Raw genomic sequence first — 25,568 nt, forward strand, 5'->3', positions numbered from 1 at the left:
CCACCCCGCGCAGACCTCTATCAGCCTTGACGTTGCCCGGATCGATCACGGGCTTGAGGTCGCCGGTCTGCTGATTCAGCAGCCGGGTCCCACCGTGTCGGTGGCGCGGGGGAGGCTGCCCAGGAACCGTCGGCCACCTCGTCGGAGCCGAGAACGTCCTCGCCGTACAGATCCTGGAGCCAGTTGGTCTGGTAAATGGTGTCGAGGTACCGCTCGCCGAGGTCCGGGCCGATGGCCACCGCGGTGAGATCGCGCGCGTCATGCCGGGCCAGCCAGTCCGTTGCGCCGCTGACCACCGTGCCGGTGGAGCCGCCGAACAGAAATCCTCGCCTGGCCAGACGGTGGCAGGTACGGACGGTGTCCGCCTCCTCGACACGTATCACCTCATCCACATAGGACTCGTCGAGGAGCGGCGGGCGCATGCTCATCCCCAGTCCGGGAATCATCCGGCGCCCCGGCGAACCGCCGAAGGACACCGAGCCGACGCTGTCCACCGCGATGATCCGCACCGGCCGGTGCCACTCCCGGAAGTAGCGCGCACAGCCCATCAGGGTCCCGGTGGTGCCGGCCCCGACGAACAGCACGTCCAGCCGCGGGAATTGGCGGGCGATCTCCGGCGCTGTCCTGCGGTAGTGCGCCTTCCAGTTGCTCGGATTGGTGTACTGACTGAGCCACACGTACCGGTCGTCGGAGTCGCACAGCGCGCGGACGTACTCGATCCGCGCGCCCAGGAAGCCGCCGTTGGCCTCCTGTCCGGCGATCATGTGCACCTGGCTGCCCAACGCCTCCATCATCATCCTGGTCGACAGGTTGCCGCGGGCGTCCGTCACACACAGGAACCGGTAGCCCTTGCTTGCCGCGATGATGCTGAGCGCCACGCCGAGGTTTCCGGACGAGGACTCGACCAGGATCGATTCAGGCGTCAGGATTCCATCCCGCTCGGCGGACTCCACCATCTCGGTCGCGGCCTTCAACTTGATCGAGCCGGCGAAGTTGAAGCCCTCACACTTCACGAAGAGTGGGTGCCCGAAGATCGGACGAAGGTCGACATAGAGCTCCCCTTCGTTGTAGGCGTAGGGAACGGATACGACGGGCACGATGGTCTCCTCTGTCTGGAGCAGAGCACTGTCGGAACGTCCATCCGGTCGTGGGCGGGCTTCTCGCTCTTGCGGGCGGGAGCCGGTGTCGGGCCGGACGGGGCCCTGCGTCAGCGGTCGCTGTCTCGTACGCCCTGACCTGCGGCGACTTGACCCGCGATCTCTCCTGGGATGAGTCCTGGACTAGCCCCATGGGCTCTGGGTTCGCTCATCCGTACCGGCTCAGTTCGTGGAAGAAGTCGTCGACGACGCGCAACTCCCCGCGGCGGACCACTTCGTCGTAGACGTCCTTGCCCACCGCGAGGTCGAGCACCCCGAGGCCGAAGGGCGAGAACACCACCGGCCGGTCCGCCGGCACCGCCACGCGCCCGGCCATCACGTCGTCCAACGTGCCATGCAGGAAATCCCGGTTACCCGTGAGCTGCTCGGCCAGATGCGGCGAGGTGTCGGCCTTCAGGCAGTGCTCGATGTCATCGACGATGTTGGCCGAGGCGAGCAGGATCTCCGGCGCAAGGTCGCGCAGCGACACGTGCAGCACCAGCGGATTGTGCGCGAACCAGGACAGGTCGCTGACATGCGGCTGGCCGGCGACGGTGGCGAAGACCACCAGGTCGCTGTGTCGGATCAACTGCTCGGCGCTGTCGTGCACGGTGATCCGGCCGGTGGTGCCCGACTGCTCCAGGTAGCACCGGAATCCTGCCGCGCTGTCGGCGGACAGGTCGTGCACACCGATCTCGTCGAACGACCAGCCGGTGCCGGCCAGGAAGGTGTGGATGTAACGGGCGATCAGGCCCACCCCGAAGAACCCGACACGCATCGGTCGCGGCCGGTCGCGGCTCAGCCAGTCTGCCGCGGACGCCGCCGACGCTGCCGTCCTGGTGGCGCTGATGATCGAGCTTTCCAGACACGCGAATGGGTAGCCGGTGGCATGGTCGTTGAGGATCAGCACAGCCGAGGCCCTCGGGATACCGGCCGTCACGTTCTCCGGAAAGCTGGAGATCCACTTCAGGCCGTCCACCCGCACCTCGCCGCCGATCGAGGCGGGCAGCGCGATGATCCGGGAGGACGGGCGGTCCGGGAAGCGCAGGAAGTACGACGGCGGGTTCACCGAGTCACCGGCGCCATGCAGCCGGTAGGTGGCCTCGACCAACTCCACGATCTGCTTCTCGCGCCCGTGCAGTGCGCGCTGGACCTGGGCACCGGAGATCACGGCGAATGGCGGCACGGTGACTGGAGCGGAGATTGCGGACTTCATGGCGGTGGAACCGATGGTGGTCATCCTGCGGTCACCTCGACGGTCGGCGAGCAGTCGGCCAGCTGCACCGGGTCGGCCATGGCGACGAGCACTTCGCGCGGTCCTTCGAAGGGCTCCCTGCTGTGCGCGGTGCGGACGTTGTCGACGAGCATCAGGTCGCCGGCCTGCCACGGTTCGCGTGCGGTGTTGGCCTCGTAGACGCTGTTGAGCAGGTGCACGACGTCCTCGTCGATCGGGTCACCGTTGCCGAAACGGGTATTGAACGGCAGCCCGTCGGCGCCGTAGACGTCCACCAGGTACTCGCGCACCTCGGGGGCCATCGTCCACTCGTTGAGGAACGCGATCTGGTTGAACCAGCAGCGTCGGCCGGTGACCGGGTGACGTACCACGGCGCTGCGGCGCTGTCGGGTGCGCAGTCCGCCGTCGGGCTGCCACTCGAACATGATCGCGTTGGCGCGGCAGTAGCTCTCGACGGCGCCACGGTCCGCGGTGCCGAACGCCTCGGCGACGGACGCCCCGATCTCGTCGTTGTAGCTGCGGGTGAGCAGCCAGCCCTCCCGCTCGAACCGCTCGGTCAGGTCGGCGGGCAGCGCGTCGAGTACGGTCGGTGAGTCGGCCACCGCGGTTGCCCCGCCTTCGATGGGCGCGCTGACACAGGCGAACATCATCAGGCCGGGGAACTCAAGCGTGTAGCTCAGTTCGTGGTGCATGCACATCGGCTGGTTCGGCGGCCACTTCGATGAGGAGTACACGCCGTCGGAGTAGGTCCGTCGGGGTGCGAAGACCTCTTTCTCGGTCATCAGACCGGTCGCCAGCCTTGAGAAGACGGCGCCGGTCCCGTCCGCGTCGTGCAGTCCGAGGCCGCGGACCAGAACCGAACCGTGCTCGGCGACGACCGCGCGCAGCGCGTCCCGGTGCTCGGCCGCCCAGTTCAGCGCGTCGCCGGTGGCCCCGGTCCGGACGAGAGGAGGTTTGCCGGGTACGAGTTCGACGTCGACCGGCGACGCCGTGGATATGGAGGACATCTCGGTTTCCTTTCAGTTGCCGGTCAGGAAGAAGCGAACAGGTCGGCGGCGCGCAGCACGGCCTGTGCCGCCTCGGTAGGACGGGTACGCAGGAAGTAGTGGCCGCCGTCGGCGAGTTCGTGCAGGTCGACCTGCTCGGCCAGGAGCTGCCAGTCGCGGTACCGGCGCGGGTACTCCGCCGTGCTCGGGTCGTCGGCGGCAATGACCACGGTGACCGGCGCGGACAGCTTCAGGGCCGACGGGCTGTCCAGGACGTCGGCGAAATAGCGGTGTGCGGATACGCAGTCGTGCCGGTAGGCGGCGCCGATGTGCTCGGCGTGCTGTGCATCCAGCTCACCGAGCTCGGGGTAGCCGCCGTCCGCGCTCAGCATGCCGGTGATCTCGGCGTCGCTGCGCCCGGTCAGCTCGGTGATGCCGGCGCGCCGGTCGGCGGCGTTGCCGAGCAGCTGCGCGCCGAGGAACACCCGCTGGACGGCCACCCCGCGCTCCTGCAGCTTTCTGGCCGTCTCCACGGCCAACGCGGCGCCCGAGGAGTGGCCCCAGAGCAGGACCCTGGTCAGGCCACGCCGGACGATCTCGACGACGACCTGCTCGACCACCTGTGCCATCGGGGCGAACGGCCCGCTCCCGGCGGCCATGTCGTGACCGGGCAGTTCGACGGCGTAGACCGCCGGCCCGCCGCGCGGCAGCGCGCCGGCCATCGGCCGGAAGTTCACCGCGTTGCCGCCGGCGTAGGGGAAGCACACCAGGGCAGTGCCCTGCGTACCGTCCGATTCCGACAGTGACTGAAGCAGCCCGGAGCGCCCGGAGCGCAGCTCGGACCTGCCGTCGACCAGCCCCGCCAGATCGGCAAGGATCGGGTGACGGGTGACGTCCTTGAGGGACACCGCACGGTCCAGGGTGATCGCCAGCTTCACTGCCGACAGCGACGTGCCGCCCCGGTCGAAGAAGTGGTCCCGCCGTCCGATCTGGTTCTGTGGGATGCCGAGCACCTTCGCCCATGCGGCCGCCAGTTGCTGTTCGGTCGGCGTATTCGGCGCGCGGAAGTCCTCCTGCACGAGGCCGAGTTCTCCGGCGAGCGCCTGCAAGGTCTTCCTGTCGATCTTGCTGTTGGCCGTCAGCGGCAGACTCTCCCGCCAGTGGAAGGCCGACGGGACCATGTATTCGGGCAGCGACTCACCGAGCCGGTCCAGCAGGACGTCATCCTCGAGTGGCCGCCGGCCGGAGTAGAACGCCACCAGGTGCTTGCTCTGGTCGGCCCGCTCGGTGACCACCACTGCACCGTCGCGCACACCGGGCACCCGCAACATCGTGTTCTCGATCTCGCCGATCTCGATCCGGAAGCCACGGATCTTCACCTGGTTGTCCCGGCGGCCGAGGAACTCCAGCTTGCCCTCGGGCTGCCAGCGGCCGTAGTCGCCGCCCCGGTAGAGCCGGGCACCCTCGCGGTGCGGATCGGTCAGGTAGGCCTGCCGGGTGCGCTCGGGGTCGTTGACGTATCCGCGGCCGACGCAGATGCCGGAGAAGACGATCAGACCGGGGGCGCCGAGCGGCACCGGGGCCAGGTGCTCGTCGACGACATAGACGTGCACGTTGTTGACCGCGTGACCCAGCAGGACCCGGTCCCCGTCGGGCGCGCGGTCCATGACCTCGTGGTTGGTGTCGTCCGAGGTTTCGGTCAGCCCGTAGGCGTTGACCAGTTTGATCCCGGGCTGGGTGGCGAACCAGCGCTGCGTGAGCTCCCTCTTCAGTGCCTCGCCGGTGACGGACACGCACCGCAGGTCCGGCAGCTCGCGGGGGTGCTGCTTCAGAAACGACACGACGACGTCCAGGTAGGAGGGCACGACCTGGAGGACGGCGACCCGGCCGTCAATGATCTTGTCGACGAACCGACGGACGTCCAGGATCACCTCCTGCTCCAGCAGCAGGGTCCGCCCTCCGACCAGGAGCCCGGACACCAGTTGCCACAGCGAGATGTCGAAGCACTGGGGTGCGGTCTGGGCGACCACCTGTCCCTCGCCGATCTCCAGGTCGTCGATCTTGGCGTAGAGGTGGTTCAGCATGCCTGCGTGCTCGCACATGGCGCCCTTGGGCTCCCCGGTGGACCCCGAGGTGAAATAGATGTAGGCGAGCTGGTCCGGTGCGATGCGGAGGCCCAGATCGTCGTCGGTATGGTCCTCCTCGTAGGCGGCAGCGACGAAGAGCTTCTGGATCCCGGGCAGCGAGTCGAGGGCCTGGTCGAGCGTGGAAGTGCTGCCGGGTTCGGTCAGCACGAGCTCGCATGCGGCACGGGAGAGCATGGTTGCGAGGCGATCGGCCGGGAAATGCGGCTCGATGGGCAGATACACGCCGCCGGCCTTGAAAACCGCGAGCACAGCGGCCATCCAGTCCAGGTTGCGCTCGGTCACCACCGCGACGACCCCCTCGGGGCGAAGCCCCCGCGTCAGCAGTGCCCGTCCCAACCGGTTGGCACGCGCGTTGAGTTCCCGATACGTCAGCTGCTGCTCACCGTGCACCGCCGCGACGGCGTCCGGGTGTGCCGCCGCCCGTTGCTCGAACAACTCGTGGAACCGGCGGTCCGGGAGTTCCCGGCGCGGACCGGCGAGCCCTTCGAGCTGGAAGCGGAGTTCCGCGGCGGAGAGCAGACTCTGCCGCCGGTGCTCGGCGTTCGGATCGGCGGCCATCAGCGCGAGCGCGGTGAGGTGGTATCCAGCGATCCTGACGGCGTAGTCCGCGTCGATCGCGTCGGTCCGGTACCGCAGCCGCAGTACGAGCCGACCGTCGCGTTGCGAAAATCCCACCCACAGCACGGTGTCACCGGCGAGTTCGCCGCCCGCGCCATGCGGATCGAACACGGTCTCGATCGACGGTTCGGCCAGGCCCAGTTCGCGCCTGAGCTCATCGACCGGAAAGTTCTTGTGCACCAGTAGATCTGACGCGACTCGATGGGTGTCCAGCAGCAGCGTCCGCCACGAGTCGGGTTCGGTCGTCAGCCGGCAGGGCAGGGGCCGGCTGTCCTCCGCCGTGACGTAGCCGGTCGCGACCTCGTGCTCGCCGGACAGCGCGGCGAGCACCTTGGCATGCGCGGCCAGCAGCACCGAGTCGAGCGGCACCGCCAGGTCTTCGGCCAGCCGGCCCAACGCTGCCACGACGTCGTCCGGAATGGTCGCCTCGTGTTCGCCGACGCCCGTTACCGGATTGAGTGTCCACCGGGGTATTGCGGTGAATCCACCGGTGACGAGCACGGCGCGCCAGAACTCCCGGTCGGCCTGCTGCACTTGCATTCCCATCTGGTCGTTCCTCTCCATTCACCGTCGCCACCGTGCTGTTCGACGCCGACAAGGGCGGCGCTACGCCTTCCGCGTCAGTGCCTCGGGCTGATCAGGGGCGTCTCGCGTCTCCGCGGCGGGATTTCCTCCCCAGCGTGCGTGCTGCGGGACTTCCTCGCCTTTCATGAGGAAGGAGTCCGGGGCGAGCACGGCGCCGTCGCCCATCGTCACGCCGTAGTGGACGTGTGCTCCCACACCGATGGTGCAGCCTGCGCCGATGGTGCTGCGATCGGACTTGAAGGTGCCGTCCTCCTGAGAGTGGCACTGGATCTTGCTTCCCGCATTGAGCGTGCAATCGCTCCCGATGGTGGTGAGCGTCCGCTCCGTCAAATAGCAGCCGTCATCGAAGACCCGGCTGCCGAGCTGAACCCCCAGCATCCGCCAGATCACGTTCTTGAAAGGGGTGCCGTTGAAGACGTTGAGGTACGTGTCAGGCACCTTCCAGAGGCGCTCGTGCCACCAGAAGTACGGGTCGTAGATGGAACACAACCGCGGTCGGAGCGCGCGGAATGCCGCGATGCCGCGCTCCACCAGTACGAAGTAGACAGCGGTGAACCCAAGGCTCAACACCAGGAATACAGCGATCAGCACATGCCCGTAGGAGTCGTACAGATCGGCGTTCGCCAGGCCGAGCATCGTGAGCACGAAGAAGTGCAGCCACCGCACGAGCAGGAAGAAGACCATCGAGCGGATGTTGTAGCGGTTCTTCGCCGCGAGGCTGCGGCGCAATTCGTCACCGGTCCGGAGATGGTCGAACCGGGAGTCGCGCTCGACCGACCGGGGAATCTCGAAGCATGGTGAGCCGAGCAGGCCCACCCCTTCGCGTACCTCGCCATCGAGCGGAATCATCACCTTCGTCGCGAGGAGACAGTTCTCGCCCGTCCTGGCCCCTGAGGGATAGGCGATGTTGTTCCCGAGGAAGTTGCGTGGACCGATCGAGGCCCGGGACACCCGGAAGGATGTGCTCGAGAATTCGGCATTGATGATGGAGAGCCCGTCAGCGACCATCGTTCCGCTGCCGACCGAGCACAGAAACGGGGACTCTTGCTGCACTTCCGTGCCGAAGTTCGACCCGGTCTGCTCGACCCGGGACAAATCGTATCCCAGGCCCCGTAGATAGTGGACGATGTAGGAGCTGTCACCGAACAGCCATGCGAAGAACTTGATGTTGGTCATGTGCCCGATCGCCCGGTGCACCGAGTAATGAAACCCGTACAGCGGATAGACCTTGTCCGGTTTGACGGCCAGGTTCAGCAGGCGCGGAACGGTGAACAGGACGGCAAGGCCCACGACGACGAAGCCGAAGAACAGCACGAAGGAAAGGATCAGCGCGTCGATGTAGAGATCCGGCGAGGTGAACCCCACAGAACTCGGGCCCAGCCGGTTGTGCAGCGCCGGAACCAGGGTCGCCAGCATGTAGGCGCCCCCGACAGCCAGCGGCAGGTAGAGGAAGAACAGCTGAAGCAGGGTGATGAGGCCGAAGCCGGCCCGACGCAGCGTGCCGCACTTGGCCGGCCCGATGCTCAGGTAGTCATGCTCGGTGGGCTGTGCCGGTGATCCGTGCCAGCGCTGGCCGTCAGGGACCACCTGGCCGCTGTACAGCGTGGAGGTGTGGCCGAGTTGCGCTCCGTCGCCCATCGACGTGTCGATGTCGAGCACGGTCTTCTCGCCGATGAACACGTCACGGCCCAGGGTGACCGGGCCGGTCTGGATACGGCCGGCGTGTGCCCGGTAGCAGAGGAAGAACGAGTCTTTGCGGACCACCGTGCCGGCGCCGATGGTGAGCAGGTCGGTGCAGACCGGGATGTTGCGGGAGAGGATCGTGACCCCCTTGCCGATCCGTGCGCCGAGGGCTCGCAGGTAAAGCACGTACAGGGGATTGCCGACGAAGAAGATCATCGGGTTGGCGTGTATCAGCACCTTGATAGTCCAGAAGCGCAGATACGTCAGACCCCAGACCGGGAATTCGCGCGATTTCCACCGGCCGATGAGGAGCCATTTGGCCACGATCGGGAAGGTGCACAGGCCGACGAATCCGACGCTGCCGAAGACGAACGATCGCAGGTAGATGCCGATCACATCCGAGTCGGCGGAGACCCATGCATAGCCTCGGTCGGCACCCAGTCCGGCGAGGAAGGAATATCCCAGGAAAAGCAGGAACTGCAGCGTTCCACAGAGGGCGTACCGCGCCGTGCCGGCAGGGACCACCACCTCGGTCGGCACCGGGACCGACGACTCGACAGGGGTGGGCGCGGCGTCCGCGAGCCCCGTCGCCAGATGTCGGATCGTGGGGTGCCGGTAGATATCCTTCATCGACGCTGATGGGAGGTCCGTCCGCTTCCTGAGCCGTGCGCAGAATTGGGCCATCACCAGCGAGTTGGCGCCGAGGTCATCGAAGAAGTGGCTGTCGACCGACACCCGTTCGACGCATATGACGTCGGCCAGTACCTCGGCGAGATCTCTTTCGATGTCAGTCCTCGGGCCGGTGTACCTGCGCTTGTCGGTCGCAGATTCATCCGGCCCGGGCGTCAGGACGTCGACGGATTTCTCCTCCATGCGAGCTCCTTGAGCGACATTCGAGCGCGATCGGCCATGGCGGTCGGCGCCCTGATACTCGCGCTTTCGATGGCCGGAGCGAGTAATCCGGAATTCTGAGGTCGGGATCTGGTGGCCAGTTCCTCAACCGTTGCCCAGTCTCTGCCGTTCACCGTCGGGCTGCCACTCGAACTCGATCACGTCGGCGCGGCTGCAGCTCTCGGCGGCGCCAGGTGGTCCTCGCTACCGGAGGCCTGACGGCGGGAGGGCGGCGTACTCGCTGCCCGATTTCATGCCTCATCCACGATCCCGCCCAAGGGGACGGCGATGAGCTGCACCCGGATCTGGCCCTACTGCATACGAGTGGCGTGGGCCTGATCCGGGAGGGAACGGCGCCGGTGGCGGGCAACGGAGTGCCTGGCAGGTCGGGGCTGCCCGGAATGTGCCGGGCCTTGAATCCCCGGCGTTCGGGGCTTCCGGCCCCGGCCGGGGCTATGGCCTGTTTCGAAAGTAGCGTCGTCCGGCCGTAGGGCGGGCCGGGCGGCGTCTGGCACGCAGCGAGCGTGCGGGCCGGACGCCGCCCGGCAGGCGGGACTTTCGAAACACGCCCTAGCGCTGCGTCAGGCCGGGTATGCGTGCGTCTGCGCGGCCTTGACCGTGGCCCAGACCGGGGCTCCCGGATAGAGGTCGAGTTCGGCTGCGGCGACCGTGGTCAGGTCGGCGGCGAGGGAGAGCTCGCCGGTGAGGTCCGCGCGGATCTGGTCGCCGTGCGCCTCGAGTCCGGTGACCTCGCAGTGCCACAGGTTGCGGGCGCTGGAGCCGGTGGGCCGGTCGCGGTGGAGAGTGACCGCGCCGGGCGGGAACGCGACGAAGGCGGGGCCGGTGAGATCCTCGGCGGTGGTGATCGCCCGGCCGGCGTCCAGCCGCACGGTGTGTCCCTCGGCCAGCCCCTTGTAGAGGTTCAGGCCGACCAGTTGGGCGATGTAGTCGGTACGTGGATGGCGGGCGATGTCGGCAGGGGTGCCCTCCTGGACGACCCGGCCGTGCTCGATGACGACCAGCCGGTCGGCCAGCACCATGGCGTCCAGCGGATCGTGCGTGACGAGCACGGCGACCGCCTCGAAGCCGGCGAGGTGGCGGCGGAGTTGGGCGCGTACGTCGAGACGGGTGCGGGCGTCGAGCGCGGCCAGCGGTTCGTCGAGCAGCAGCAGCCGGGGGTGGGTGGCCAGTGCGCGGGCGAGCGCGACGCGCTGGGCCTGCCCGCCGGAGAGCCGACGGGGTTTGGCGCCGGCGTGGTCGGCGAGGCCCATGCGGTCCAGCCACTCGGCGGCCTGTGCGCGTGCCTCGGCCTTGGACGCGCCCTGGCAGCGGGGGCCGAACGCAATGTTGTCGAGGGCGGACAGGTGCGGGAAGAGCAGGTAGTCCTGGAAGACGACGCCGACCGGACGGAACTCGGGCGGTGTACGGTCCAGCGCGACGCCGTCGAGGCGCAGATGACCGCCGGTGAGCGGGGTGAGACCTGCGAGCGCGCGCAGGGCGGTGGTCTTGCCCGCGCCGTTGGGTCCGAGGAGCGCCACGACGTCGCCGGGCGCGGCTGTCAACGCCACGTCGAGATGGAAGAAGCCGTGGCTGACGACCAGATGGGCGTCCAGGCCTGCGGCGGGTGCGTCCGTGGCGGGGAGGCTGCCCGGGGCATCGTCGATGTCCGTCATGAGGGGTTCGTCCAGCGGTTGCGCGGTGGGGGAACAGGAACGGACGCGCCGGCGGTCCGGCGTCTCGGCGATCCGGGGCGGACTGCGAGTGGCTCACGGGCGGTTCGGGTCATGAGGCCGTCATCCAACGGTCCCGCAGTCCGGCCAGGACGGCGATCGACACGGCGAGCAGGACCAGGCTCAGCGCGATGGCGGCGGCCGGATCGTTCTGCAGGGCCAGGTAGACGGCCAGCGGCATGGTCTGCGTACGGCCGGGAAAGTTGCCCGCGAAGGTGATCGTCGCGCCGAACTCGCCGAGCGCGCGGGCCCACGCCAGCACGGAACCCGCTGCGATGCCCGGCGCGATCAGCGGCAGGGTGACCCGGCGGAACGCGGTGAAGCGCGAGGCGCCCAGTGTGGCGGCGGCCTCCTCGTACCGGGGATCGGCCGCCCGAAGCGTGCCCTCCACACTGATGACGAGGAACGGCATCGCCACGAACGCCTCCGCGACCACCACCCCCGCCGTCGTGAACGGCAGCGTGACCCCGAAGGCCGAGTCCAGCCACTGCCCCACGACACCGTTGCGTCCCAGCGCCAGCAGCAGTGCCACACCACCCACCACCGGCGGCAGGACGAGCGGCAGCGTCACCAGGGCCCGTACGAAACCCCGCCCCGGGAAGTCGGTGCGCGCGAGAAGCCAGGCCAGCGGCACGCCCAGCACCAGGCTCACCGCGGTCGCCGCGGTCGCGCACACCAGGGACAGCTGAAGGGCCTGCCACACCTCTGTGCTGGTCAGCTGGTCCGGCAGGGTGCGCCAGGGAGCCCGTACGAGAAGGGCGATCAGTGGCAGCGACAGAAACGCCAGTCCGACGAGGGCGGGCAGTAGAAGAGGCAGAGGCACCCTGCCCCGGGCGTCCGTGCGGACGCGCCGGCGCCGCGGCCGGCCCCCGCGGGCGTCGCCACCCATGAGGAGCTCGTCCGCGGCGCCGGACTTGTCCAGCTCGGTCACGGCTTGAGGAACCCGGCCGCCGTCAGGACCTTCTGGCCCTCCGCGGACTGGACCAACGCGATGAACGCCTTCGCCGCGTCGGCGTTGGGCGCGTCCTTGAGCAGCGTGATCGGGTAGTCGTTGATGGCCTCGGCGGACTCGGGGAACTCCACGCCCTCCACCTTGTCACCCGCTGCCTTCACATCGGTCTTGTAGACCACGGCGGCGTCGGCCTCCTTCAACTCCACCTTGGTCAGGGCGCTCTTGACGTCCTGCTCGTACGAGACCGGGGTGAGCTTGAGCTTGCTGGCCTCCAGCGCCTTCTGCGCGGCCGCCCCGCACGGCACCGTCTTGTCGCACAGCACGACCTTCAGGCCGGACTTGGTGAGGTCCTTGAGGGAGGAGACCTTGTCGGGGTTGCCCGGCAGGGTCGCGATCTCCAGCTGGTTGCGTACGAAGGTGGACGGCGTGCCGACCGCGTCCTTCGCATCGGTGACGATCCCCATCGTCTTCGGGCTGGCGGCGGCGAAGACGTCGGCCGGGGCGCCACCGGTGATGCTGGCGGCGAGGGTGTCGCTGCCGCCGAAGTTGAAGGTGACCTTTGTGCCCGGGTGGGCCTTCTCGAACCCCTTGCCCAGGGTCGTGAAGCTCTCCTTGAGCGAGGCGGCGGCGAAGACGGTCACCGTGCCGGAGAGCTTCTTCGACGAGCCCGTGGACCCCGAGGAGTCCGGCTTGGCCGAGGAGCTGTCGGACGAGGAGCAGGCGCTCAGTGCCAGCAGCGCAGCGGCGCCTGCGCCGGCCACCTGCAGGGTCCGGCGGGTCCGGCGTGCGGAACGGGTCATCACGGGGGCTACTCCCTCTGGTTTCTTCCGGAAGAGTGCGTCGGACTCTTCTACGGTCGCTCGACGACCACGTGGGTCGACTTGAGCACGGCAAGCGCCGGAACGCCGGGTTCCGGCGCCGGTTCCTCAGCCCAGTCCCGGCTGAGGGTGGACACCGCCCGGAACGGCCCGGCCTGGATCTTTCCCCGCGCCGACACCTCTCCGAGGATCACGTCGGTGACGGTCCCGGCGAGGTGGCTGCGCGCCGAGGATCCGTTGTTCGTCCGCTCGGTGTGGCGCAACTCCCGGTCGAAGGAAGCCGGTTCCGGCCCGCGGATCATCCGCCGGCCCAGCTCGTGACGTTCGGCCCGCAGTGTCCCGGCCCCGACCCGGCGCCGCAGTGTGTCGGCGCTGACATCAAGGCGGCTGCTTCCCCGATCCGGCAGGTGTGCATGTGCACATCATACTGCCGCAGATACGAGGTGGAAGTCACCTGTGGCATCGCATGAGCTGGACTGTCTGTGAGAGGTGGTGTGCATGTGCGTTTATACGGGACTGCCGCCTGGGTATCGACATCCGGGAGGTGGTAGCCCGTGAGTCATTTCCTTCCGGCCGCCGATCCGGTGGCCGAGGTCGCCCTGACCGGCGATCTTGCGCGGCCGGCCCGGCTGACGGTGCCCGACCTGCTCGCCTGGCCCCAGCAGCGGGTGCAGGTGAGCTTTGAGTGCGCCACCAGCGGCATCCGGCACCATCGCTTCGCAGGACCGCTGCTGCACGATGTCCTGTCCGACGCCGGCCCCGCCTTCGACCCCGCCCGGCGCAAGGACCGCCTGCGCTTCCTGATCGCCGTGGCGGGCGCGGACGGCCACCACGCCGTCCTGTCCTGGGCGGAGATCGACCCCGACTTCGGCCGTGCGTCCGTCCTGCTTGCGGCCAGCATCGACGACACCCCGCTCGACAAGGCGGGCCCGCAGCTCGTGCTGCCCCAGGACCGCTGCGGCGCCCGGCACATCAGCGGCATCAGCGCGATACGCGTGGACGGCGGCTACGCGGTGTGGACGTGACACCGGCGAGGCGAACCGGTGGGGGATTCGCCAGTTCCGTGAGGGGCTGCTCGTCCTCGGCTGTGCGCAGCCGCCACTCCCGCCGTGTCCGGGGCCGGGCATACCCGGTCGCGGGTCGTAGGAAGTTCCGTGAAGCGCACGCCGGTGGCGTCCCGCAGGGCGTTCGCGAAGGCCGGGGCGGTGGGGCCGGACGGGCCTCGCTCATCGACTTCGACCGCCGCGCCCTGCAAAGGAGTTGAGGAGACGCGACACGGCCATTGAGCTCTCCGCGCCGTACGGCGACGGCGGGGCATCGGCCGGTGCGGGGGCGCACTCCTGCTCGGGCGTGACCCACGGCCGCCACGCCCGCACGTGTCCGATCAGGTGCGGTCGATGTGCACGCTGGTCGACTTCACGCGGGCGGTGGCCTCCACGCCGACCTCCAGGCCCAGCTCCTCCACGGCCTCCCGGGTCAGCAGCGAGACCAGCCGGTGCGGCCCGGCCTGGATCTCCACCTGGGCCGCGACATCGCCGAGTTTGACGGCGGTGACGATGCCCGGAAAGGCGTTGCGGACAGAGGTGTACGGGGCGTCCTCCTCGCCACCACCGGTCCTGGCGACCTCGATCGAGAAGGCGGCCAGATCCTTGCCGTCGATGAGGCGGCGTCCACCCTTGTCGCGATGCGTGGCCACCCGGCCGGCATCCGCCCACCGTCGCGCGGTATCAGGGCTCACGCCCAACAGACGGGCCGCCTGCCCAATTGTGTAGGATTGCATAAGCGCCAAGATAGATGCATATTCCTTGCATATGCAAGCCCTTGCGTGTGGTCGTGTTGGAATGTGCCACACCATGTGAGTGGGCTTCGACGTTCGGCCCCGGCCCGTTGGGCCCGCCTCCCCGTGGCCGGGTCGCGGCCCATTCCGTGAGGCAGGTCATGAAGTACGTCACAGTGCCGTGCCTGGACCGTGTCTGCCGTCGGGGCTCCGGTGCCGGCAACGCCCCACCCCTGTCGGCCGATCCGAGGATTCCTTGCCGATGGGCCGGGTGCCGCCTCGCCCCAGGGCAACTTAGGTCACCCTTCCCCGTTGCTGTGGTCGCCTGGTACATGTGGAATTCCACCAGCGCATCGGAAGTTTCGCCATGAACAAGGAAGATCCCACCGATCTCATACCCTTCTCGATCGATCTGACCTTCGATGAAGTCCGGCGACGGGCCGAGGTCGTGGCCGCGCTCGGGCCCGACTGGGACCCGGTCAGCGTTCTCCAAGGCGAGGATGAGGCGTACACACTCCTCTACTCGGGCCTGGACGCCGAGCAGCAGCGCACCTACGACCTGCTGGTGGCGGCCGGTGTCCTGCCAGGAGGGGAGCCAGGCCGTGAAGCTGCCCATTGACCCGCAGGCGGATGCTTCCCGCCGCGCCTGGATGGCCTGCCCCGTCTGCGACGACGCCCGCCATTGCGGAACCTGCGCCGACCGCCGTAACTGCGCTGATCACTGGCGCTATTTGATATCCACCAAGGGGCCGGTCGTTCACCTCCAGTGCCCGCAGTGCACGCACATGTGGTCAGTGAACACGCGGCCTGGCGTCACCTGCCGCGAGGACAGCGCCCCCGGCTTCTGACCGACGGCGGGCCGAGCGAAAAGTCGCGGCTCATGCCAGGGCGTGTTTCGAAAGTCCCGCCTGCCGGGCGGCGTCCGGCACGCACGCTCGCCGCGTTGTCGGGCTCGCCCCGATACGACCGGTATCGGGACGACCCTCCGCCCTGCGATCGCACGCACCGGACGCCGCCCGGCCCGCCCTGGGGCGGACGACGCCACTTTCGAAACACGCCCCAGTGGCCGCTTGATCACCGCTCGGCGGGGCCTCTCCACCGAGGAGCAGCTGCGCGACCGGCTGCTGCGAGAGGGCTGTTGGCTCCGGAGAGGGGTACGCCGACGAAACGGAAGGCGCCCCTCGGGGCGTGTCCGAGAGGCGCCATGGCAGATGGCCGATCAGGGGATGGGGCGTCAGTTCCAGAGCTGGTATGTCACGACTCTGGGCATCCCCGAGGGCCTGCTGTCGGTGAAGACGAGGCGGAGCTGGGTGAAGTGCCGTTGGTGAGGATTCTTGTTCCACGGCTGCGAGCGGTCGAGCCTGACGGTCACGGGGTAGGGGTGGAACGTGCCGGCGGCGCAGAACGGCTGGCAGTCGTTCACTACGTTGAGGCCGCGGCCCGCGGCGAAATTCGGTTTCCAATCCGACCACCGGAGTGCGGTGAGGATGCTGTTGCCATCCCCGCAGGCGATCAAGAAATCGTTCGGGCGTACTTGAGGATGTGAGAAGCAGTCGACGATCACCACGTCGGCGGGTGACCGCGTCCCTGTGGAAGCGGATGCCGGTGCGGCCGCTGTTGCGAGCGATGCCGCGGCACAGATCAATACCGCTGCCTTCAGCTTGTGTCTCTGCATGTCCGCTCCCAGCCGTCTCTCTCCGAGCCCATCTGGTCTCCATGTACTGCCTGGTTCGCCCCAAGGTGCGATCCGCGACTTCGGAGCAGACACCGAACGGCGCTGCCGGCCCCTTTCGACGGTTGTTCCGGTATCGACGCTACGACCGCGTTCCGGGGTGCACCACCCGCACAGGTAACAACTTCGCAAAGCGTCAGAAATGTACATATCCGTACGAGTGTGAGCGAAGTCGTGAAGGCGACGGAGGTGACGAAACAGGGCCGTGTCCCCGTTTACGGCAACCGCGCCGACGGAGCCTTCATGCGGGGCGCGCCTCGGGGCCGCAGATCCGCAACCCGCTCGGCGCCGCCCTTTTTGAGCCAGGCCAGAAAGGTGAGAACGAAGATGCCTTCCACCACCAGGGACAGGACGCCGTACGGAGGCTCCCAGCCGGCTTCGCGATAGTCAGGCAATCCGACGGTGCGCGACAGCAGGAATCCGATGATCATGACGATGCTGGTAGCTGCCCCGATCAGCCAGACGCCGAGCGGTTGCTTCTGCAGGACAAGCCCTGCGGCGACGCCGAGCATCACCACGCTGCCGACCAGGAACAGGATGCCGATGTAGGGCATCTCCGTGAGGTGGGAAGGGACCAGCGAGAGATGGATCACCGCGTTGACCAGGGCGCAGAACGCTGCGGTCCCGCGCAGTGCGAGGTGGGTCGTGCGAGACGTCATCACGACTCCAGGGGTCCGGGGCGGCCGACGCCGCCGTGCTTCTGGCAGGGACTGGACCGGGCCACGCCGGGGCGCTTCCGTTGCCCGCCGGGCCTTCCGGTCCTGGGACCGGCCGGCCGCTGCCGTTCGTAAGAGCGTGCCTTTGTTACCTACGGTCGTACCGGGCCAAGGGTTCATGATCAGCCCGGTCCGGGTCCGGGTGGGTCGAGTGGCGGGTTCGCGCGAGGGGGCCCCGGTACCTGGGCCGCGACACGGGTTCTGTCCCGGCTCTTCGGCAGCGCCGAGGGTTGCCGGGCGGAGGAAATCCCTGGAGGCCCGTGTTACGTAGGGAGTATGCGCAGGATTGGCATTCCCCTGGAGCGGGTGCCTGACGAAGCGCTGCTGGCCGCCCTCATGACCGGCGATCCCGAGATCGCCGTGGCCTTCGTCCGGCGGTTCCAGCGCCGAGTTTTCGGCGTGGCCGTCGCTGTGATCGGAGACGTCCAGCTCGCCGAGGACATCGCCCAGCAGACCTTTGAGCGTGCCTGCCGACACGCTCAGGTCTACGACCCGCGCCGGGGATCGGTGCCCACCTGGCTGGCGGCCATCGCACATAACCTCGCGATCGACGCCGTACGTGCCCGCAAGGCCACTCCAGTCGACCCCACGGACCTGGAGAACATGATGGAGACCGTCACCAGCACGCCGGAGCAGCAGGCGCTCTCCGCCGAAGCCGCAGCGGAATTGCGTCGAGCGGTTGCCGCGCTGCCGCGCGATCAGGCACGTGCTCTGGTGATGGCCGGTATCTACGGGATGACGGCTCAGCAGGTCGCCGATTTCGAGAAGATCCCGCTCGGTACCGCCAAGACCCGGGTCAGGGCAGCCATGGGCAAGCTCCGCGCGTCCCTCGCAACCAGGCAGGCGGACCACGATGACTGAGAGCCGTGGATTCACCTGTGAGCAGCTCCGGGAGGTCGGTGCGGAGCTGGCGCTCGGCATTCTGCCCGCCAAGGAGCGGGCCGGGGCGATGGACCACCTGGAGCACTGTCCCGCCTGCCGCGAATACGTCCACGAACTGGTGGCCACGGCGGACGCACTGCTGGATCTTGTCCCGGGAAGCGAACCGCCGGTCGGCTTCGAGGACAGGGTGATCGACCGGCTGGGCCTGCCCTCCGGTCGACGGCCGCTCCGGCGCGTACCGTGGCGGCGCGTACCGTGGCGGCGCTTCGCCCTCGCTGCGGCGGCAGTCGCGGCGGGCCTGGCCCTGGGTGGTGGTGGTTGGGTGCTCGGCGCATCCGTCGGACGTCCGGCCCCGGTCGCACCGATCGTCTCTCCGGTGCAGCCTCAGCTGCTCACCGCCCGACTCACCCACGGGGGCGAATCGCGCGGGCAGGTTTTCCTCTACACCGGAGCGTCGCCCTGGCTGTACATGGCGGTGGACGCCGAGGGGCACTCCGGCCCTGTCCGCTGCGAGCTGCAGCGGGCCGACGGCTCCACCGTCCAGGTCGGTACCTTCGCCCTCAGCAAGGACGGCTACGGTGCCTGGGGCGCGCCCTACTCCGCCGGCACGGCGCCGGTCACCAGCGTCCGCCTGCTCACCGCCGGCGGCACTGTGCTGGCCGACGCCACCTTCGGACAGTCCTACTGAGCTCCTCTAAGCGGTCGCGTACACGCGGCTCGCGAACTCGGCGACTTGTTCGTCGCTCAGGTTCTTCGCGAGATTGGCCTCCGTGATCATGCCGACCAGGCGGTGGCCGCCCTGGACATCGATCACCGGCAGCCGCTTGATCTGATGTTCCTCCATGGTCGTCAGGACCTTGGAGGCATCCGCTTCGGCATCGATCCAGTGGACCTTGGCGCTGAGGGATCCGGCCTGCACGGTCGCGGGGTCGACTCCCTCGGCGCAGCACGTGATGACGATGTCTCGGTCGGTGATCAAGCCGGTGAGCCTGTTGTTGTCGCCGCAGATGGGCAGGCAGCCGACGTTGAGATCGCGCATCATCTTCGCCACATCGAGCAGCGACTGGTGCGCACCGACGCACTGCACGCCACTGGACATGATGTCTCGCGCTCGCAGCTTGGCAGCCATGACGTCCTCCGTCCTCGACAGCATTGCCCCTCCGTCTTCGATCACAACACGAATGGCTCAGCGTCGCCCGCCGGATGTGTCGGAGAAGGAGTGGATCCCGAATCGGCCGCGACAGGGCGGGGATCCGGGCACTCGTGCAACCTGTCATGTGCCGTCGCCCGCAAGCGTCGGCCCGGCAACTGTGCGGCGCGGTCGACATCCGGACCGCCGACCGCTATGGCTCCATGTGGCCGAATCCCACCTCGAAGCGCTCGACCGAGACGATCCGCTGGCCTTCCCTGTGGGCGACTTCCTCGCGGAGCCGGGTGGCCCGGCCCTCGCTGGCCTGCATGGCCTGCTCGTCATCCCACAGAGTCAGCGATGTGGCCTTCCCGGAGGCCCGGTCGATGAGGTAGTACATGCCCCGGAAGCCGGAAACCTCCCGGATCTGCCTGAGAATTGCCTCCCAGTTCGCGGTCAGGTTTCCGTCTGTGGGCACCGGTGAACCCTGGTAGGTGCTCAGCCTCGCGAACATGGCTGCCACCCCTTTCCTGGCAGGCTGCCGGTCGAGGGGACAAGCAGCCTCAGCACCAGCGTGCTCCGGTAGGCCGCACGTCGCATGCCGAGGTTCGGATTCCATGCCTGCCTGCCGATGGCCCGGCTGACCTGCGGCTCCCGCCCCGGTCTCACTATGCAGGCCGACTTGACATTAGCTCGCCTTATGGAAGATAAAGAAGGTCCTTTGGGCTGAACTTCACGCAATGTGACATTCGACGTGTGGCAGCCGCGATCGTCTACGCGAATGAGTAAAGCCGTGTCCCACGCCGCCGTCCCGGATCAGCCGACCGACCCCGCCGCGGACTGGGAGGCATGGCGCGCCGAGCGGCACCGCTCGGTCACTTCGCCTGCGGGGAACCTCGCGCTCGTCGAGACCCGCTGGGCCCCCGCCGGTGAGCGCCCCGACCTCGATGCGGCCCGTGCCGGACAGCCGGAGACAGTGACGGTCACCACAGTCGAGCGCACCGACTTCGTCACCGGCGACCCCGAGCACGGTCTGCGCTTCTGGGACGCGCAGTCGCCCGCGATCCAGAACTTCGATCACACCGATGTCTTCCCGTACGACCCGGCCTGGGTGCTGGAGGCCTCGTACACCCCGGTGCCCGGTGCCCGGCGGGTCGGGTTCGAGCACATCCGGGACAACGGCGGCACCCGTGACCTCGCCGTGCCCGGAGACATCGTGCTCACCCTGGACGGCCGGAACTACACGCTGAGCGCCTTCGACGACGACGGCACCCTGCTGCTCGTCTTCGGTGACCCCACCAACGGCGACACCACCTACGGTGCCGGGCGCTTCCTCTTCGTCACCCACATCGGCGAAGGCCGTGTCCTTCTCGACTTCAACCGCGCCTTCGTGCCGCCCTGCGGATTCTCCGACCAGTACAACTGTCCGATGCCGCCGCGGCAGAACCGTTTCCACCTGCCCGTCGAGGCCGGCGAGAAGCACCCCGTCTTCCGCGACGGCTTCCTCGCGCAGCACTGATCACTCTCCTCGCACTCCCGCCTCGCAGCACGAAAGCGCATACTCCTGATGAGCATCAAGAAGACCTCCCTGTACGGCGGCGTGTCCGCCGCTGCTCTTGCCCTGACCCTCACCGCCTGCGGCGGGGGCTCCAACGGGGGCGGCGCGGCCGGAGGGGCCTACGACAAGAACGCCACGGTCAACATCGGTTCGCTCTACGAGCCGCAGAATCTCGACAACACCGCGGGCGGCGGCCAGGGCGTCACCGAGGCGCTCAACGGCAATGTGTACGAAGGCTTGTTCAAGCTCACCGACGACGGCAAGGTCGAGAAGCTGCTCGCCCAGGACTACAAGGTCAGCGACGACGGACTCACGTACACGTTCACCCTCCGCGACGGCGTGAAGTTCCACAGCGGCAAGAAGCTCACCAGCCAGGACGTCAAGTACAGCCTGGAGAAGGTGATCGCCAAGGACTCGCAGTCCGCGCGCAAGAGCAATCTCGAGGTCATCAAGTCCGTCGAGACACCGGACGCTCGCACCGTGAAGGTCCAGCTGTCGAAGAAGTCCATCTCCTTCGTCTACAACCTCTCCTACGTGTGGATCATCAACTCCGCGGCGCAGGAACTCAAGACGAGCGAGGACGGCACCGGCCCGTACCGGCTGGACAAGTGGACCCACGGCTCCGCTCTCAGCCTCGACCGGTTCGCCGGCTACTGGGGTGAAGCTGCCAAGAACAAGCAGGTCGTCTTCCACTACTACAAGGACGCGACCGCTCTGAACAACGCGCTCCTGACCAACGCCGTGGACGTGGTCACGAGCGAGCAGTCGCCCGACTCCCTCGACCAGTTCAAGAACAACCAGAACTACAAGGTCAACGACGGCGATTCGACGACCAAGCTGCTCCTCGCCTTCAACGACAAGGCCAAGCCGTTCACGGACGTCAAGGTCCGCCAGGCCGTCTCCGCCGCCATCGACGACAAGAAGCTCCTGGAGTCGGTCTGGGGAGGCTACGGCAAGCTCATCGGCTCGATGGTGCCGCCCACCGACCCCTGGTACGAGGACCTCACCAAGGTCAACGGCTACGACACTGCGCGCGCCAAGAAGCTGCTCGCCGAGGCCGGATACCAGAACGGCTTCACCTTCACCCTCGACACCCCGAACTACGACCCGCACCCGACCGCGGCGACCTTCATCAAGTCGCAGCTCGCCAAGGTCGGCATCACTGTCAAGATCAACACGATCACGCCGGACGAGTGGTACACGAAGGTCTACAAGAACCACGACTTCACGGCCACGCTCCAGGAACACGTCAACGACCGCGACCTGGTCTGGTACGGCAACCCCGACTTCTACTGGGGCTACGACAACAAGCAGGTCACGAAGTGGGTCGAGCAGGCCGAGCAGGCCTCCGGCACGGCTGAGCAGACCGAGCTGCTGAAGAAGGTCAACCGCCGGACTGCTGAGGACGCAGCCAGCGACTGGCTGTACCTGTACCCGCAGATCGTCGTGGCGAACAGCAAGCTCTCGGGGTACCCGGTCAACGGCCTCAACTCGCAGTTCTTCGCCTACGACATCGAGAAGGGCTGATGGCGCGGTATCTCCTGCGCCGTCTCGCCTTCCTGCTGGTGTCGCTGGCGCTCGCGAGCGTGGTCCTGTTCGTGCTGCTGCGGATGCTGCCGGGTGACCCCGCAAACGCGCTCACCTCGGTGGGCGCCAGCCCCGAGCAGATAGCGGCGGCGCGGCACTCCATCGGCTCCGACAAGCCGCTGCCCGAACAGTTCGTCCACTGGATCGGGCAGTTGGCGAGCGGTGACCTCGGTACGTCGTTCGTCAGCTCGCTGCCGGTCGCGCCCGAGGTCGGCTCGCGGCTGAACGTCACCATCCCGCTCACGCTCGCCGCGTTCGTCCTGGCAGTCCTCATCGCCGTCCCGGTCGGCTTCGTGGCCGCGTATCGGCGCGGGACCTGGTACGGCGCGCTGCTCAGCGGAGTCTCCCAACTGGGCATCGCCGTACCGGTGTTCTGGCTCGGGATGATTCTCATCGCCGTGTTCGCCCTGAACGCCGGCTGGCTTCCCGCAGGCGGCTTCCCGCAGGACGGCTGGTCGCAGCCGGCCGAGGCGATCCGCTCACTCGTCCTGCCCGTCATCACCATCGCACTCGTGATGAGCGCCTCGCTGATCCGCTACGTCAGGTCGGCCACGCTCGACGTGCTGGACAGCGACTATCTGCGTACCGCGCGAGCGCTGGGCTCGTCGTTCGGGCAGGCCATGTGGCGGCACGGGCTGCGTAACGCCTCGGTACCGGTGATCTCGATCCTCGGTATCGAGCTGGCGTCCACACTGCTGGGCGCGGTCGTCGTGGAGTCGGTGTACGCGCTTCCCGGCCTCGGCTCCCTGCTCGCGACCGGTATCGCACAGCACGACTATCCGGTGATCCAGGGCGTGCTGTTCGTTTCCACGCTCGCGGTGCTGATCATCGGCTTCGCGGCCGACTTCGTGCAGCGGATCATCGACCCGCGGCTGCGGGGCAGGCTTTCGGGAGGTACCCGATGAAGCGCTCGTACACCTTGAGCGTCGGATGCGTACTGGCCGGCCTGATCGCTCTGCTTGCGCTGGTCTCGGCCCTCTGGGTCCCGTACGCCGCCGACGACACGTCCGGCGGACGGCTCACGGGCCCAGGCGCGGGACATCTGCTGGGCACCGACAAGCTCGGACGTGATCTGTTCACCCAGCTGATGACCGGTTCCCGGGTCGCCTTCGAGGCGGGCCTGGGCTCGGTCCTCATCGCGGCCGCGGTCGGCGTCACGCTGGGGGTACTGGCAGCGTTCGCCCAGGGCTGGCTGGACGACACGCTCTCCGCGTTCCTCGACATCCTGATCGCCTTCCCGACGCTGCTGCTGGCGATGCTCATCGTCGCCGCCCACTCGGCCACACTGGGGTCGGCCGTGCTGGCGATCGGTCTCGCGCAGAGCGCGGTCGTGGGACGGCTCGTGCGGATCCTGGTCAAGCGGGTGCTGGCGCAGGACTACATCACGGCCGCGCGCACATCCGGCACCTCGTGGCCGCGGATCGTGGCCGGGCATGTGCTGCCCAACATCTGGCCGACGCTCGTGGTGAACCTGGCTCTCCAGTTCGGGCTCGCGGTGCTGGCCGAGGCCGGTTTGTCCTACCTCGGTCTGGGGGCACCGCCGCCCAACGCCTCGTGGGGCCGCATGCTGCAGGAGGCGCAGGCGACCTTCACCACGGCCCCGGCCGGCGCGCTCGCCCCCGGCATCCTGCTCGTCCTGCTCGTCGTCGGCGTGAACCTCATCGCCGACGGACTGCGCGACACCCTCGACCCGGCGGCCCGACGGAGGCGCGCATGAACATCCTCGACGTGCGCGACCTCGGGATCCGTACGGCAGACGGGCGCACGCTCGTCGACGGCCTCTCGCTGACCATCGCACCCGGCGAACGACTCGGCCTCATAGGAGAGTCGGGCTCCGGTAAGTCGCTGACCACCCTCGCCGTGCTCGGCCTGCTGCCCGACGGCATGACGGCCACCGGCGGTATCGAACTTGCCGGCACCCAGATCGTGGGCGCGAGCGAGAAGCAGCTCACCGGCGTACGCGGCCGGGACGCCGCCATCGTCTTCCAGGAGCCGCTCACCGCACTCGATCCGCTGATGCGTGTCGGCAGGCAGATCGCCGAACCGCTGGGCAGAAGGCGAGGGCTGAGGGGCGCCGAGCTGAAGCGGGCCGTCGTGGACGCGCTGGAGCAGGTGCGGCTGCCCGCGCCCGACCGCATCGCCCGTGCCTTCCCGCACGAAATCTCCGGCGGGCAGCGGCAGCGCGTCGCGCTCGCCATGGCACTGGCATGCGACCCGAAGCTGCTCATCGCGGACGAACCGACGACCGCGCTCGACGTCACCGTGCAGTCCGACATGCTCGACCTGCTCGACACCCTCGTACGGGAACGGGACATGGCCGTTCTCTTCGTCAGCCACGACCTCGCAGTCGTCTCCAAGGTCACCGATCGCGTCGTGGTGATGAAGGACGGCCGCGCCGTGGAGGAGGGCGATGTCCGCACGATCGTGCGGGAGCCGCGTGAGGAGTACACCAGGGCGCTGGTGGCGAGCGCGCGGCAGCTGGAATCGGCTCTTGACCTGAGGAATGCGTGATGACGCCCGTACTTGAGCTGAACGGAGCCTCCTTCGCCTACCGGGGACACACCGCGTCCGTCGTCGAGGACATCTCCTTCACCGTCGAGACCGGGCGCAGCCTCGCCCTCGTCGGCGAATCGGGAGCGGGCAAGACCACTCTGCTGCGGCTGCTGCTCGGGCTCGCCCGGGCGACCTCCGGCACGGTCCGGTTCGACGGCGACGAGCTGAAACCGCGCGACCGTGAGCAGATGCGGCGTTTCCGGCGCAGTGTGCAGTGTGTCTTCCAGGATCCGTACTCGTCGCTGGACCCGCGTCGGCGCGTCGGCAGCATCGTGTCCGAACCACTGCGTTCCCTCGGTATCGACAGCCGGAGCACGGCCGCGCCCAAGGTGGCCGAAGCCCTGGAGCGGGTCGGACTCCCGGCCGACGCCGCCGAGCGCTATCCGCACGAGTTCTCCGGCGGCCAGCGCCAGCGCATCGCGATTGCGCGCGCGACTGTGTGCGACCCGCGGGTGCTACTCGCCGACGAACCCGTCAGCGCGCTCGACGTCACGACCCGGGTCAAAGTGGTCGACCTGCTGAACGAGTTGAAGCAGGAGCAGGGCCTGACTCTCGTCATGGTCTCCCACGACCTGTCGGTAGTGGCCTCGCTGTGCGAACGCACCGCCGTGCTGGAGAGCGGCCGCATTGTGGAACAAGGTGAAACCGGACAGGTGCTGGGTGCTCCCGCGCACCCGTACACACGCCGCCTGGTCGACAGCGTGCCGCGCCTGCCCGTGTGACCGGTGGGCTCGAAACACGCCCCAGTGCCCCTCCCGGCAAGCATTGCCGGGAGGGGCACTGGGTTGCGGTATCGCCTCCGCTGACCGGTAGCGGCCGTCGGTCCGTCCGGCGTGATCTCCGTCGGCACCGCA

General features: G+C 68.2%; 25 protein-coding genes and 1 pseudogene. 11 read left to right on the top strand and 15 right to left on the bottom strand.

Annotated features, from left to right (window positions below):
- Positions 1–20: 20 nt before the first annotated feature.
- The 9 genes from sbnA to ACNPQM_RS29920 all read right to left on the bottom strand — a co-directional run bounded on the left by sbnA (position 21) and on the right by ACNPQM_RS29920 (position 13,082).
- Entirely contained in the window at positions 21–1,097 is a 1,077-nt protein-coding gene (gene sbnA, locus ACNPQM_RS29880) for a 2,3-diaminopropionate biosynthesis protein SbnA (RefSeq protein WP_418086402.1), read from the bottom strand.
- A gap of 208 nt (positions 1,098–1,305) precedes the next feature.
- Positions 1,306–2,376, bottom strand: coding sequence for a 2,3-diaminopropionate biosynthesis protein SbnB (gene sbnB, locus ACNPQM_RS29885; protein WP_418086403.1), 1,071 nt, complete (start codon positions 2,374–2,376; stop codon positions 1,306–1,308).
- Positions 2,373–3,377 carry a TauD/TfdA family dioxygenase gene (locus ACNPQM_RS29890; protein ID WP_418086404.1) on the bottom strand — a complete coding sequence of 335 codons (1,005 nt, stop codon included), beginning with the start codon at positions 3,375–3,377 and terminating at the stop codon, positions 2,373–2,375. The genes sbnB and ACNPQM_RS29890 overlap by 4 nt, the downstream gene beginning before the upstream one ends.
- Positions 3,378–3,400: 23 nt before the next feature.
- Positions 3,401–6,667 carry a non-ribosomal peptide synthetase gene (locus ACNPQM_RS29895; protein WP_418086405.1) on the bottom strand — a complete coding sequence of 1,089 codons (3,267 nt, stop codon included), beginning with the start codon at positions 6,665–6,667 and terminating at the stop codon, positions 3,401–3,403.
- A gap of 60 nt (positions 6,668–6,727) precedes the next feature.
- Positions 6,728–9,262 carry a Pls/PosA family non-ribosomal peptide synthetase gene (locus ACNPQM_RS29900; protein WP_418086406.1) on the bottom strand — a complete coding sequence of 845 codons (2,535 nt, stop codon included), beginning with the start codon at positions 9,260–9,262 and terminating at the stop codon, positions 6,728–6,730.
- Between the two features lie 599 nt (positions 9,263–9,861).
- Positions 9,862–10,953, bottom strand: coding sequence for an ABC transporter ATP-binding protein (locus tag ACNPQM_RS29905; RefSeq protein ID WP_418086407.1), 1,092 nt, complete (start codon positions 10,951–10,953; stop codon positions 9,862–9,864).
- 109 nt (positions 10,954–11,062) lie between these two features.
- Positions 11,063–11,941, bottom strand: a complete 879-nt coding sequence (gene modB / locus ACNPQM_RS29910) for a molybdate ABC transporter permease subunit (protein WP_418086408.1) — start codon at positions 11,939–11,941, stop codon at positions 11,063–11,065.
- Positions 11,938–12,762 carry a molybdate ABC transporter substrate-binding protein gene (gene modA, locus ACNPQM_RS29915; RefSeq protein WP_358863285.1) on the bottom strand — a complete coding sequence of 275 codons (825 nt, stop codon included), beginning with the start codon at positions 12,760–12,762 and terminating at the stop codon, positions 11,938–11,940. Before modA ends, modB begins: the two co-directional genes overlap by 4 nt.
- A 50-nt stretch (positions 12,763–12,812) precedes the next feature.
- Positions 12,813–13,082 carry a TOBE domain-containing protein gene (locus ACNPQM_RS29920; protein ID WP_418086409.1) on the bottom strand — a complete coding sequence of 90 codons (270 nt, stop codon included), beginning with the start codon at positions 13,080–13,082 and terminating at the stop codon, positions 12,813–12,815.
- A 252-nt stretch (positions 13,083–13,334) separates the two neighbouring features.
- Here ACNPQM_RS29920 and ACNPQM_RS29925 point away from each other — a divergent pair, with 252 nt between their 5' ends.
- Complete coding sequence (locus ACNPQM_RS29925) at positions 13,335–13,805, top strand: molybdopterin-dependent oxidoreductase (RefSeq protein WP_358863287.1); 471 nt, start codon at positions 13,335–13,337, stop codon at positions 13,803–13,805.
- Here the strand turns inward: ACNPQM_RS29925 and ACNPQM_RS29930 are convergent.
- Positions 13,787–14,019, bottom strand: a pseudogene (locus ACNPQM_RS29930) (hypothetical protein); the annotation flags it as partial. The gene ACNPQM_RS29925 and the pseudogene ACNPQM_RS29930 sit on opposite strands and share 19 nt — an antisense overlap.
- A 145-nt stretch (positions 14,020–14,164) precedes the next feature.
- Positions 14,165–14,560 (bottom strand): TOBE domain-containing protein, encoded by a 396-nt coding sequence (locus ACNPQM_RS29935; protein ID WP_358863288.1) that lies wholly within the window; start codon positions 14,558–14,560, stop codon positions 14,165–14,167.
- 364 nt (positions 14,561–14,924) lie between these two features.
- On the opposite strand from ACNPQM_RS29935, the gene ACNPQM_RS29940 reads away from it, so the two are divergent.
- Both ACNPQM_RS29940 and ACNPQM_RS29945 read left to right on the top strand, forming a co-directional pair.
- Positions 14,925–15,176 (top strand): DUF6400 family protein, encoded by a 252-nt coding sequence (locus ACNPQM_RS29940; protein WP_358863289.1) that lies wholly within the window; start codon positions 14,925–14,927, stop codon positions 15,174–15,176.
- Positions 15,160–15,405, top strand: a complete 246-nt coding sequence (locus tag ACNPQM_RS29945) for a hypothetical protein (RefSeq protein WP_358863290.1) — start codon at positions 15,160–15,162, stop codon at positions 15,403–15,405. Before ACNPQM_RS29940 ends, ACNPQM_RS29945 begins: the two co-directional genes overlap by 17 nt.
- A gap of 386 nt (positions 15,406–15,791) precedes the next feature.
- Here the strand turns inward: ACNPQM_RS29945 and ACNPQM_RS29950 are convergent, their stop codons facing one another.
- Together ACNPQM_RS29950 and ACNPQM_RS29955 are read right to left on the bottom strand one after the other, a co-directional pair.
- On the bottom strand, positions 15,792–16,124 hold the full coding sequence (locus tag ACNPQM_RS29950) for a hypothetical protein (RefSeq protein ID WP_418086410.1): 333 nt from the start codon (positions 16,122–16,124) through the stop codon (positions 15,792–15,794).
- A gap of 380 nt (positions 16,125–16,504) precedes the next feature.
- Entirely contained in the window at positions 16,505–16,948 is a 444-nt protein-coding gene (locus ACNPQM_RS29955; protein ID WP_418086411.1) for a hypothetical protein, read from the bottom strand.
- A gap of 333 nt (positions 16,949–17,281) precedes the next feature.
- Here ACNPQM_RS29955 and ACNPQM_RS29960 point away from each other — a divergent pair, with 333 nt between their 5' ends.
- On the top strand, positions 17,282–17,866 hold the full coding sequence (locus tag ACNPQM_RS29960) for an RNA polymerase sigma factor (protein ID WP_358862320.1): 585 nt from the start codon (positions 17,282–17,284) through the stop codon (positions 17,864–17,866).
- Entirely contained in the window at positions 17,859–18,575 is a 717-nt protein-coding gene (locus ACNPQM_RS29965; RefSeq protein WP_418086412.1) for a hypothetical protein, read from the top strand. The genes ACNPQM_RS29960 and ACNPQM_RS29965 overlap by 8 nt, the downstream gene beginning before the upstream one ends.
- 6 nt (positions 18,576–18,581) lie before the next feature.
- On the opposite strand, the gene ACNPQM_RS29970 is transcribed toward ACNPQM_RS29965, so the two are convergent.
- Positions 18,582–19,016, bottom strand: coding sequence for a CBS domain-containing protein (locus ACNPQM_RS29970; RefSeq protein WP_358862318.1), 435 nt, complete (start codon positions 19,014–19,016; stop codon positions 18,582–18,584).
- A 214-nt stretch (positions 19,017–19,230) separates the two neighbouring features.
- Complete coding sequence (locus tag ACNPQM_RS29975; protein WP_358862317.1) at positions 19,231–19,530, bottom strand: hypothetical protein; 300 nt, start codon at positions 19,528–19,530, stop codon at positions 19,231–19,233.
- A gap of 267 nt (positions 19,531–19,797) precedes the next feature.
- Between ACNPQM_RS29975 and ACNPQM_RS29980 the strand changes: the two genes are divergently transcribed.
- From ACNPQM_RS29980 to ACNPQM_RS30005, 6 genes are read left to right on the top strand one after another with little or no spacing between them, the layout of a single operon-like run.
- Positions 19,798–20,535, top strand: coding sequence for a DUF1684 domain-containing protein (locus tag ACNPQM_RS29980; RefSeq protein ID WP_418086413.1), 738 nt, complete (start codon positions 19,798–19,800; stop codon positions 20,533–20,535).
- A gap of 48 nt (positions 20,536–20,583) precedes the next feature.
- Entirely contained in the window at positions 20,584–22,101 is a 1,518-nt protein-coding gene (locus ACNPQM_RS29985; protein WP_358862315.1) for an ABC transporter substrate-binding protein, read from the top strand.
- The gene (locus ACNPQM_RS29990; RefSeq protein WP_358862314.1) at positions 22,101–23,066 is read left to right on the top strand and encodes an ABC transporter permease; all 966 of its coding nucleotides are present in this window, start codon (positions 22,101–22,103) and stop codon (positions 23,064–23,066) included. Before ACNPQM_RS29985 ends, ACNPQM_RS29990 begins: the two co-directional genes overlap by 1 nt.
- A complete protein-coding gene (locus ACNPQM_RS29995) occupies positions 23,063–23,878 on the top strand; it encodes an ABC transporter permease (RefSeq protein ID WP_358862313.1) in 816 nt (271 codons plus the stop codon). Before ACNPQM_RS29990 ends, ACNPQM_RS29995 begins: the two co-directional genes overlap by 4 nt.
- The gene (locus tag ACNPQM_RS30000) at positions 23,875–24,672 is read left to right on the top strand and encodes an ABC transporter ATP-binding protein (RefSeq protein WP_358862312.1); all 798 of its coding nucleotides are present in this window, start codon (positions 23,875–23,877) and stop codon (positions 24,670–24,672) included. The genes ACNPQM_RS29995 and ACNPQM_RS30000 overlap by 4 nt, the downstream gene beginning before the upstream one ends.
- The gene (locus ACNPQM_RS30005) at positions 24,672–25,436 is read left to right on the top strand and encodes an ABC transporter ATP-binding protein (RefSeq protein WP_418086414.1); all 765 of its coding nucleotides are present in this window, start codon (positions 24,672–24,674) and stop codon (positions 25,434–25,436) included. The genes ACNPQM_RS30000 and ACNPQM_RS30005 overlap by 1 nt, the downstream gene beginning before the upstream one ends.
- Positions 25,437–25,568: the final 132 nt, after the last annotated feature.

The sequence above is a fragment of the Streptomyces sp. NPDC056231 genome, from assembly GCF_048270745.1.
Lineage (GTDB): Bacteria > Actinomycetota > Actinomycetes > Streptomycetales > Streptomycetaceae > Streptomyces.

What these genes read in the sequence shown, in the direction of transcription:
- modA (WP_358863285.1), bottom strand. Translation starts at nt 12,762, where the DNA reads ATGACCCGTTCCGCACGCCGGACCCGCCGGACCCTGCAGGTGGCCGGC.
- ACNPQM_RS29955 (WP_418086411.1), bottom strand. Translation starts at nt 16,948, where the DNA reads ATGACGTCTCGCACGACCCACCTCGCACTGCGCGGGACCGCAGCGTTC.
- ACNPQM_RS29985 (WP_358862315.1), top strand. Translation starts at nt 20,584, where the DNA reads ATGAGCATCAAGAAGACCTCCCTGTACGGCGGCGTGTCCGCCGCTGCT.
- ACNPQM_RS29970 (WP_358862318.1), bottom strand. Translation starts at nt 19,016, where the DNA reads ATGGCTGCCAAGCTGCGAGCGCGAGACATCATGTCCAGTGGCGTGCAG.
- ACNPQM_RS30000 (WP_358862312.1), top strand. Translation starts at nt 23,875, where the DNA reads ATGAACATCCTCGACGTGCGCGACCTCGGGATCCGTACGGCAGACGGG.
- ACNPQM_RS29890 (WP_418086404.1), bottom strand. Translation starts at nt 3,377, where the DNA reads ATGTCCTCCATATCCACGGCGTCGCCGGTCGACGTCGAACTCGTACCC.
- ACNPQM_RS29920 (WP_418086409.1), bottom strand. Translation starts at nt 13,082, where the DNA reads ATGATCCGCGGGCCGGAACCGGCTTCCTTCGACCGGGAGTTGCGCCAC.
- ACNPQM_RS29935 (WP_358863288.1), bottom strand. Translation starts at nt 14,560, where the DNA reads ATGCAATCCTACACAATTGGGCAGGCGGCCCGTCTGTTGGGCGTGAGC.
- ACNPQM_RS29900 (WP_418086406.1), bottom strand. Translation starts at nt 9,262, where the DNA reads ATGGAGGAGAAATCCGTCGACGTCCTGACGCCCGGGCCGGATGAATCT.
- ACNPQM_RS29940 (WP_358863289.1), top strand. Translation starts at nt 14,925, where the DNA reads ATGAACAAGGAAGATCCCACCGATCTCATACCCTTCTCGATCGATCTG.
- ACNPQM_RS29995 (WP_358862313.1), top strand. Translation starts at nt 23,063, where the DNA reads ATGAAGCGCTCGTACACCTTGAGCGTCGGATGCGTACTGGCCGGCCTG.
- ACNPQM_RS29960 (WP_358862320.1), top strand. Translation starts at nt 17,282, where the DNA reads ATGCGCAGGATTGGCATTCCCCTGGAGCGGGTGCCTGACGAAGCGCTG.
- ACNPQM_RS29895 (WP_418086405.1), bottom strand. Translation starts at nt 6,667, where the DNA reads ATGGGAATGCAAGTGCAGCAGGCCGACCGGGAGTTCTGGCGCGCCGTG.
- ACNPQM_RS29965 (WP_418086412.1), top strand. Translation starts at nt 17,859, where the DNA reads ATGACTGAGAGCCGTGGATTCACCTGTGAGCAGCTCCGGGAGGTCGGT.
- ACNPQM_RS30005 (WP_418086414.1), top strand. Translation starts at nt 24,672, where the DNA reads ATGACGCCCGTACTTGAGCTGAACGGAGCCTCCTTCGCCTACCGGGGA.
- ACNPQM_RS29980 (WP_418086413.1), top strand. Translation starts at nt 19,798, where the DNA reads ATGAGTAAAGCCGTGTCCCACGCCGCCGTCCCGGATCAGCCGACCGAC.
- ACNPQM_RS29905 (WP_418086407.1), bottom strand. Translation starts at nt 10,953, where the DNA reads ATGACGGACATCGACGATGCCCCGGGCAGCCTCCCCGCCACGGACGCA.
- ACNPQM_RS29975 (WP_358862317.1), bottom strand. Translation starts at nt 19,530, where the DNA reads ATGTTCGCGAGGCTGAGCACCTACCAGGGTTCACCGGTGCCCACAGAC.
- ACNPQM_RS29990 (WP_358862314.1), top strand. Translation starts at nt 22,101, where the DNA reads ATGGCGCGGTATCTCCTGCGCCGTCTCGCCTTCCTGCTGGTGTCGCTG.
- sbnB (WP_418086403.1), bottom strand. Translation starts at nt 2,376, where the DNA reads ATGACCACCATCGGTTCCACCGCCATGAAGTCCGCAATCTCCGCTCCA.